The sequence below is a fragment of the Ferrimonas sediminum genome (genome assembly GCF_900100175.1).
GTDB classification, from domain to species: domain Bacteria; phylum Pseudomonadota; class Gammaproteobacteria; order Enterobacterales; family Shewanellaceae; genus Ferrimonas; species Ferrimonas sediminum.
The window spans coordinates 1-1,515 of sequence record NZ_FNEM01000043.1 but is presented as its reverse complement, the minus strand read 5'-3'; the positions used below and the strand labels follow the sequence as shown (position 1 = coordinate 1,515).

1 protein-coding gene is annotated in these 1,515 nt (G+C 54.1%); it reads left to right on the top strand.

Annotated elements, in window-relative coordinates:
* Window positions 1-115 precede the first annotated feature (115 nt).
* A complete protein-coding gene (locus BLT77_RS19920) occupies window positions 116-1,243 on the top strand; it encodes an IS110 family RNA-guided transposase (protein ID WP_090368606.1) in 1,128 nt (375 codons plus the stop codon).
* The last annotated feature ends 272 nt before the right edge of the window (window positions 1,244-1,515 follow it).

The following is a 1,515-nucleotide window of genomic DNA, read 5'->3' as shown; positions in this document are numbered from 1 at the left end:
CTAGACATCATGATTCCCTGTGCGAGTGTCGGCCTCCTGCGTTTTATCGTGGATTAGTAAAACCAGAGCCACACTGTTTGTTGAATCACGCAATCAAACACCGCAGGAGGTCGACATGGTTAAAGCTAACACACTTTTCGTCGGGCTGGATGTGCACAAAGAAAGCACTGATGTTGCATTAGTTTCTGACACGGTGGGCGATGCCGTGTGTTACTACGGAACCATCCTCACCAACCTAAGAGCCTTCGACAAGCTGTTAAAACAGCAGGCTGCCAAGGCCAATAAACTCTGTGTTGTCTACGAAGCCGGTCCTTGTGGCTTCTGGCTTTATCGTCATCTCGAAAAGCGGCACATCGACTGTTGGGTCATTGCACCCGCCCTCATTCCCAGAGCGCCTGGCGACAAAGTCAAAACCGACAAACGCGATGCCATGACCTTGGCCCGGTTGGCGCGCTCTGGCGATCTAACGTCCATCTACATCCCGGATCAGCGCGATGAAGCCATTCGTGACCTTATTCGCTGCCGCGAAGATGCCATGTTGGATCTGCGTAAAGCACGCCAAAGACTCAAATCGTTCCTGTTGCGCCACGGCCACCCATGCAGTGGCCGCAACAACTGGAATGACGCTTATAAGCGCCATCTGGCGGACATTCATTTTCTTGAACCTGCCCAGAAAATCGCCTTTCAGGACTACATTCATACCGTCACCGAGCGCCATGAACGGTTGCAGCGACTTGAGGTTGAAATGGAAACTCTGGCCGAGTCGTGGCGCTGGTATCCCATGGTTCAGCAACTCACGGTATTGCGAGGCATCCGCTTTTTGTCAGCCATTACCTTGATGGCCGAACTGGGCGACCTGCGCCGCTTCTCAAACCCTAGGCAACTGATGAACTTTGTTGGTCTCACGCCCAGTGAGCGCTCCAGTGGTCAACGAGAAAAGCGAGGTGGCATAACCAAATGCGGCAACACTCATGCTCGGCGCATTCTCATCGAAGCCGCCTGGGCCTATCGTTTCAGCCCAAAAGTCTCACGCGAACTGCAGGTGCGCCAGCAACATCATTCGGTCACTCTGCAACGGCGTTCCTGGGAGGTTCAACTGCGGCTTTGCAGCCGATTTCGCAAGCTTCAAGCCAGAGGCAAGGAATACAACAAAACCGTGACGGCGGTTGCCCGAGAGTTGACGGGCTATATCTGGGACTTAGCCCAGCGGTTTGAGCCCGAGGGGCAAGTTCGCCTCGGCTAATAACCTGAATTATCACTCTGATGAGACAAACCGGCGGCAGCGGTGAGAGCAATCCTCGACGGCGTTAGGCGTTTAAACGCGCGCTCCTAGAATGAGGCAAAGCTCCAACGGCGCAAACAAGTAATGCGGATAACCAAACCCGCGAATATCAGCAAGGTCAACCGCCGAACATTGACTTGCCAAAGGTTGCTCATCAGGGTGTCCACGCCGGCCTTTTGGGGCCCGGCATGGACTGATCTGTGCCTATTGACAGGGGGAATCATATCAACGCC

Excerpts from the sequence above, each read along its gene's own strand:
- BLT77_RS19920 (WP_090368606.1), top strand. The coding sequence starts at position 116 with ATGGTTAAAGCTAACACACTTTTCGTCGGGCTGGATGTGCACAAAGAA.